Origin of the sequence: Castellaniella sp., from assembly GCF_034007085.1 — a bacterium.
In the GTDB taxonomy this organism is placed as follows: Bacteria; Pseudomonadota; Gammaproteobacteria; order Burkholderiales; family Burkholderiaceae_B; genus Castellaniella.
Genome location: NZ_JAVERO010000113.1, coordinates 1 through 6983, shown reverse-complemented (window position 1 = coordinate 6983; position 6983 = coordinate 1). Strand labels below are relative to the sequence as shown.

Annotated in this window: 5 protein-coding genes; all 5 read left to right on the top strand. The window is 47.2% G+C overall.

Features of this window, described 5'->3' with window-relative positions; translation table 11 throughout:
- Positions 1 to 1183: hypothetical protein (locus RBR29_RS09550; RefSeq protein ID WP_320348842.1), on the top strand; the 1183-nt coding region annotated here is incomplete at its 5' end.
- Positions 1184 to 1764: 581 nt separating this feature from the next.
- Positions 1765 to 2874 carry an SUMF1/EgtB/PvdO family nonheme iron enzyme gene (locus RBR29_RS09545; protein ID WP_320348839.1) on the top strand — a complete coding sequence of 370 codons (1110 nt, stop codon included), beginning with the start codon at positions 1765 to 1767 and terminating at the stop codon, positions 2872 to 2874.
- A gap of 191 nt (positions 2875 to 3065) precedes the next feature.
- Complete coding sequence (locus RBR29_RS09540) at positions 3066 to 3287, top strand: hypothetical protein (RefSeq protein ID WP_320348837.1); 222 nt, start codon at positions 3066 to 3068, stop codon at positions 3285 to 3287.
- Positions 3284 to 5470, top strand: coding sequence for a caspase family protein (locus RBR29_RS09535; protein ID WP_320348835.1), 2187 nt, complete (start codon positions 3284 to 3286; stop codon positions 5468 to 5470). Before RBR29_RS09540 ends, RBR29_RS09535 begins: the two co-directional genes overlap by 4 nt.
- Positions 5464 to 6489, top strand: coding sequence for a DUF4384 domain-containing protein (locus RBR29_RS09530; protein WP_320348833.1), 1026 nt, complete (start codon positions 5464 to 5466; stop codon positions 6487 to 6489). Before RBR29_RS09535 ends, RBR29_RS09530 begins: the two co-directional genes overlap by 7 nt.
- The last annotated feature ends 494 nt before the right edge of the window (positions 6490 to 6983 follow it).

Sequence of the window (6983 nt, the reverse complement as noted above, 5' to 3'; positions counted from 1 at the left end):
ATCCAATATTATGATGCTGGTCTCCCCCCAATTCATAGAACTGCTGAAAGATAGCAAGTTCAAGCTCAAGACTGAAGATGATGCCATCGCCCTGCAGACCCTCTTGTGCTTGATTGACAATTACAAAGCTTTAGGCTATTTCAAGGAAGACCAGACCTGGTATTTTGTAAGAGATAAGTTTTTTGATGACACTACCGCCTACGAGATTGTAACCGATAAGAAAGCCAGAATTGTATCCATAACCCATCATTCCGATCTCAAAAAAGAAGTGCCGGAAAGTTTTCTGGCGGCAGGGAAAAAAGAGGACTTTGATCAGATTAGGAATACCGTGAGCGAGGAGGATAGCCTCTGGTCTCGCAATTATCTTTTCCAAAAAGCAGATTACTCTTTTAGCCATGATAGATTGGATTTACCCATAGATACTTCCCAATCCCTGGCAGATGTCTATCACTGCAAGCTTGAAACCACCGAAATCTATTCTGACGGCGTAGAAGGCACCACCCATTATAGCTTTATGCTCTTGAGTAATGACGGGATATATGAAGTATTTCAAAACGAAGAAGAGCTTATAAAGTCGGAGCTTTTTACCGATAGCATCCTGTCGGTAATGACAATCGCTAACGAGGAAGATGCCGGGGCTTTCCAGAATCTGATGGATTATCTAAATCCGGTGGATGATTCCTTTAGATTTGAAAAAGAATATTACCAGCAAGATGGCATCTGGATCTTTTTGCGGGATACAAGATTTGATGATACTCTCGGCTATATGGTAAAAACGGATGAAAGCGGCGCTATCAAATATGTGGAATATTCCCCTATCACGGATACTGATATACTCCGTTTTAAAATGAAAGATGATGACTTTGTGGTAGATTACAAATTTGAACTGCTCAGCCCCACTACAAACAAAATCAAGCTCAAAAAAGGCGAAGGACTGAAGGTCCAGATCAGCTTTGATGCCGATATGGTGAATGCAACCGGTGGCTGGATAATAACAAGATTTGATGGCATTGATACAGGGTTTTATGCCTCTACAAACATGGAATCCCCCTACACGGACGAGCTGTCCAGTGAAGCCCTAAAAGACCAGCAGCATACCGTAGAATACTATTTGCTGAAAAGTGGGGCTGAAGATACCGATGATGCTCTGGCCGTGATAAAGCTGGAAATAGAGATTGAGTAGCTGCAATCAAACTGCTTGGAAGGGGGGATCAAATTTGTTTACAGTATGCTATACCTTAGTTGAATAGGTTCAGCATTAAACGTTATAAGTTCGAGTTATGAGCTAATGGTAACCGCCAGACAATAGATAATCTCTATCTATAGTGCTTTCATCGCACTATCATGTGTCACTTTGCTGCTGGTGTAAATTTTGGGGATAAGGTCACTGACTGGCTCTGGATTCCGATGATTTGACAAAAGAGTGTCACAAACTGAGGTTGTTTCCGCTGGTTTGTCAAGTGGGTGTCACGATTTGACATTTCCGGTGTCACTTCTTAATCAGCTCCAGAATCAAGAGAAAATACCCGTAATGATATATGCAATATACCAATACGGATTATGTACGGAAGCAATTGGATTCTTGGATATGTATATGTTTTGGCATTTGCAATTTTCGGTGAGCGAATTTGCAATTATCAGTGACTCTTTTCAAACAGTCTCAAAATGGGGGGGATGTGAAGGCCTGAACATAAATTAGTTGACAAGATCTTCAGTATCATAAGAGTATACTTGAAGCTAAGAAAGAGGTAAGCTATGCGAAGAATGCTTTTGATCAGCCTGTTTGTATGCATGCTCAGCAGTGCTTTATCTGCCCAAAAGGTTACTAATGTAAGATCAAGCCTGGAACCCGATTGCGGCTATTACACCATTACTTTCGATCTGGAAGGCAAAGGCAATGATCTATATCTGCTCAAGCTGGTTCCCTATCTGGGCAACAGGGAGATGGTCGAGCCCAGATTTGTCGAAGGCCCTGGCTTGCAGTCCGGTGTAGCTCCCGGCAAAGACCTGCAGTTGTTCTGGAATCCCACGCTGGAAGGCGCTGACATTGGAAACTGGCAATTCCGGTTTGACGCCAAAAAAATTCCATGGGTATTAGTTGAAGGCGGCACTTTCACTATGGGCAGAACAACGGGTAGTGGTAATAGCGATGAACTTCCTAACCACAGCGTGACCTTGAATTCCTTTTACATGGGAACCTATGAAGTGACGCAAGCGGAGTATGCCCAGTATATGCAACCCAGTTCAAGCTGGACCAGTAACTATGGTCTTGGGGATAATTATCCTGCTTACTATGTCTCCTGGTATGCTATATTGAAGTATTGCAACTTGCGCAGTATGGCAGAGGGGCTTACGCCGGTGTATAGTATCTCTGGCTCTACCGATCCTGCCATCTGGGGGAACGTCCCGACCTCAAGTAACAACGCAACTTGGGACGCGGCAATCTGTAACTGGAACGCCAATGGTTACCGTTTGCCCACTGAGGCGGAATGGGAATATGCAGCCAGGGGAGCCACGAATACACCAGATTATCTCTATAGCGGTTCTGATGATATCAATACCGTGGCTTGGTATGATGGAAATAACTCACCCTATGGCAGTAAACCCTTTGGCACAAAAGCTCCAAACGGATTAGGGCTTTATGATATGAGTGGTAATGTTTGGGAATGGTGTTGGGATTGGTATGGCAGCAGCTATTACAGCAGCAGTCCCAGCAGCAATCCGACCGGTCCTGCGAGCGGGTCGTTCCGTGTGCTACGGGGTGGTTACTGGGACGATAGTGCCTACTTCTGCCGGGTTGCGGATCGGTACTACTACTCCCCGCACTTCAGCTACTTCAATTTCGGCTTCCGGCTCTGCAGGGCAGTCCCTTAAATTTTAGGTTTCTTACCTTTTTACCTTAAGGAAATGTTAAAAATGAGCACTCAGTTAAGCATAGCCACCGTAGCTCCCCCCAGCGAAGCAAGGGAGCGTAGGTGGCTATGCGTCATCCACGGGAAACAGGTTTTCTTTTGCTTCTTTTCTTTCGGAAAGAAAAGAAGATCAGCACCCAGGAGCTATGCATCATGATCAGAATCTTCACGCTTGAATACGACCCGATCAAGAAGAGTTTTGATGACAACGCGCTTAGCACTTTTCTCGAGTTTGGAGTTCAAGCCGGCAAGAGAAGCCACGCAGTTTTCGCCAATCTCAAAGCCGGCTTGGACTTCAAACAGCAGACGATGTTTCCGAGAAAACGGCCTTTCTGGCAATGCCAAGGATTGATTTTTAGGGGAGGAGAATTATGAACAAGCAAACATGTATGATTTTAGTGCTTTTAATCTACGGCTCGCTGATTGGCAGTGTTATAGACGAAGCCAAAGCACTCCGGACTTGGCTGGATACGCCATTTTCTGCCACGGCTTTGGAAGCAGAGCGGAATCAAAAACTAAAGCAGATTCAAAATCCGGTAAAAGGCGAATTTGAGACCAACGCCATGTTTGAGCAGCGAAAAAAAGACGCAGAGGCAAACAAGGCAGCGATTCAGAGGGAATACGCCCAGAAGATAGCTGATGCCCAGGCCTTGCATGAAGCTTATCTTGCCAAACTGAGGCAGAGATTTAATCAGCTATTGGATAGCAGCCGGGAAGTGCTAACCCGGCAAGGCCGCTTGGGCAAATACAACGCTGAAAATCAGCGTTTTCCCGTATCGATTCCGGAACATAGCTTCCAGATCACGGTCCCAATAAGTAAGGGACCTGAAGTGAAGGATAATTTCAGCAGCTATGAGCTGAAAGTTACCAGACAACTGAATCAAAACCTGGAATGGGACTATCTGGAAGCAGTACTGGTGGGCCCGGGTGGCAGCTTTGCCTCCACAGACAAAGCCCCAGCGCTTGACCAAGCGAGCCCCGTATTGGCTTTAATCCCTCCCGATCTCAGTGCCACGGTCAGCTTCAGAGAACCCAGCGGCAATCAGCGCCTGGATGCAGAAGAGACAGCTCAGATAACGATCACGATTATGAACCGGGGCAAAGGCAGCGGCAATATGGTGGAAGCAAGCTTTGAGCTGCTTGATGCCCCAGGGGTGAGTTTTGCCCGAAATCTCTATTTTGGCGAGATCAAAGCCGGGCAAAGCTTGAGTAAAACCTTACAGTTGGTGGCCGGGATGGATACCAGCGATGGGCAAGCTACGCTGAACATCAAATTCACGGAACAAAATGGCTTTCCTCCGGATGATAAAGTGTTGCTCTTTGATACTTTGGCTTTACAGGCTCCGGAACTCTACATTGCCGATATCGGCATCGATGACTTTAGTGGCAACAACAAGATCGAACCTGGTGAACCAGTGGAAGTAACAGTGAGAGTGCACAACCTGGGTCAGGGTAGGGCCAGAGCTGTGGTGGCAGAGCTTAATTTAGGGGAAGGCGTATTCTTTACCGGTGATGCCACCAGTAGCTTCGCTCTGGGTGATATGGATCCGGGAGAATATCAGGATGTGAACTTTAGTATCCTGACCAATAAAACTACCTCCAGGTTGGACCTGAGGCTGGATCTGAAGGAAAGCCGCGGCCGGTTTTCCAAAGCAGATTTGCCGCTCAATCTGGCTTTTAACCAGGTGGAGCGGACTGCCGACCAATTGGTAATAAGCGGTAAAGACACCAAGCTTGCCACTCGCAAGGTACCGGCTCTGAATATCGACATCGAACAGGATATTCCCCAACGCGGCAAGACCAGGAGCAAGCGCTGGGGTGTGATCTTTGGCATCGAAACATATCGCAATGTTCCCCCGGTGCGCTTTGCTAAACGGGATGCCGAGACCATGCGGGATTATTTCACCAATGTATTGGGCATACCAGCCGCCAATCTTTATATCAAGACCAATGAGGAAGCCAGCCTGGGTGAGTTTAAGACCATCTTTGATCCCAAGGGATGGCTCAGCAAGAATGCCAGGGACAAAGACAGTGAGATCTTTATCTATTTTAGTGGGCATGGGGTGCCCTCGCCGGATGGCAAACAGGCCTATCTGCTGCCCTTTGATGGAAATCCAAACTATGCTCAAAACACGGCCTATGAGCTGGAGCAGATCTACCAAAATCTGGGTGCGATTCAAGCTAAGAGTATCACCATGTTTCTGGATAGCTGTTTCAGCGGAGCAAACCGGGACAATGAAATCATCCTGGCCGATGCCCGGCCGGTATTCCTCTCTTCCGCTCCAGAGCCCAGTGCGCCGCATCTGGCAGTATTCTCAGCCTCCAGTGGCAGCCAAATCTCCAGTGCCTGGTCGGACATGCAGCATGGCCTCTTTTCCTACTTTCTGATGAAGGGTCTGAAAGGTGAGGCCGATGCCAATCAGGATAAGAGCATTACCCAGCAGGAACTGCATAGCTATGTGAGCGATCATGTAAATTCCCAGGCCCGGCGATTGGGCCGGGAGCAGGAGCCGCAATTGCAGAGTGCTAATCCTGCCAGGGGGATTGTCCAATGGTGAAATCTATTGCTGTTCTGATTGCAGGAAGCCTGATCCTGCTGGGAGCGTGTACGGCAAACCAATCTCAGGCTGCATCTGATGGCCTTGAGAGTAGAGAAAGTAAACAGAGGTCGCAGCAAGTCTTTGACGAATTGGATGGCAAATCAAGCGGAAAGGGCTCAAGCAGCTTTGTTCCGCCGCAAGCTATGGGCAAGCCCACAGTTAAACATACTCCAGCCCCGAAACAGGGTGATCTGGTGGTGGTGGAGATCGATACTTGCATGGTGTTCAACGAGACTGTGAGCCTCAAAGAAGCTGAGAATCTGACCCGGAACTTTGTGCGGGAACTGGCTCTGGACAGAGCGCTGCCCGCTGATATCACCCTTACCAGCCTGATCACCAATATGTATATGGAGCGTAACGACAGCTTCGATGAAAGCGTGGCGCAGGGCATCTTCATGTTGTCTTCATCGGCAGGACGCTTTGTGAAGGAAGAATTCCTCCGCAAAGAGCCCAGCTTTGAAGCCCAAAAGCTGAGATACCGCATCCACTACCGTGCGCACATTCTACCCCAGCAGAAGGTTTACAATCCCTCCATGGCCTTGGGAGTGGAACTCAGCGAAACTCTGCTCAATCACGGTGAGACTTTCCAAATCCAGATCAGAACAAATAGCGACGGATATCTGTATGGCTTTGATTTTCTGGCGGACAATAGCGTTACGCTGTTTTTCCCCACCCAAAACCGGAGTAACAACCGGATTGCGGCAGGGCAGGCCTGGATTCAAGATGCGGTGGCAATCTGCGATCCTGACAGGGAGATCACTATTGAAACCCTGTACTTTGTCTTTAGCAAAGACCCCATCGCTGGCTGGGAAAACTTCCGTAGCAACCGCAATGCCGAGGATCTGGTCTTCAGTGCAGGGGAGGAGAGCTTCACTATGTTTCAAAACTGGCTGGCCCAAAGCGACCCAGGACGCCGGGTGGAGAAACTGGCGCAGATCCATATCTTGCGGGACAAGGCTGGTGGAGCAAGACGCTAACTACGAAAGCACGATTCGCCAAGACGGCGATGAAAAGAGATTGGTGGATGCGTTGCTCTTGAACGCGAAAAGCGTATCACAGTAATATGATGATAATCAAATCACATACTTGCCTTTCGCTCATTAAAATTTCAAATTTTTGTGATGCAATAACATGTTAATGAGAGGTATCGAATTTTTAAGCAAAAAGCAAGATAGCATTAGTCCAATCGCTCAAGTATTTTTGTAACCATGCCCACCCCATCCTTCCAAACAGATTGCTTTTGTCATCATGTGATAAGTAGGGGATTAATGACTAATCTTTCCTACACGTAAGTGCTTGAAAAATTGACATCGTTTTCCAGGATTGTGGGTGTATTTCATTATGAAGACCGTTGCACGTTAAAATGGACAATAAGTTTATCTAAATAGTTCTTGACAAATATGTTACATGTATGATTATGGCTCAATCAATACACAGGAGCTAATCATGGAAAAGCAAACCCTAACTTTCG

Excerpts from the sequence above, each read along its gene's own strand:
- RBR29_RS09545 (WP_320348839.1), top strand. The coding sequence starts at position 1,765 with ATGCTTTTGATCAGCCTGTTTGTATGCATGCTCAGCAGTGCTTTATCT.
- RBR29_RS09540 (WP_320348837.1), top strand. The coding sequence starts at position 3,066 with ATGATCAGAATCTTCACGCTTGAATACGACCCGATCAAGAAGAGTTTT.
- RBR29_RS09535 (WP_320348835.1), top strand. The coding sequence starts at position 3,284 with ATGAACAAGCAAACATGTATGATTTTAGTGCTTTTAATCTACGGCTCG.
- RBR29_RS09530 (WP_320348833.1), top strand. The coding sequence starts at position 5,464 with ATGGTGAAATCTATTGCTGTTCTGATTGCAGGAAGCCTGATCCTGCTG.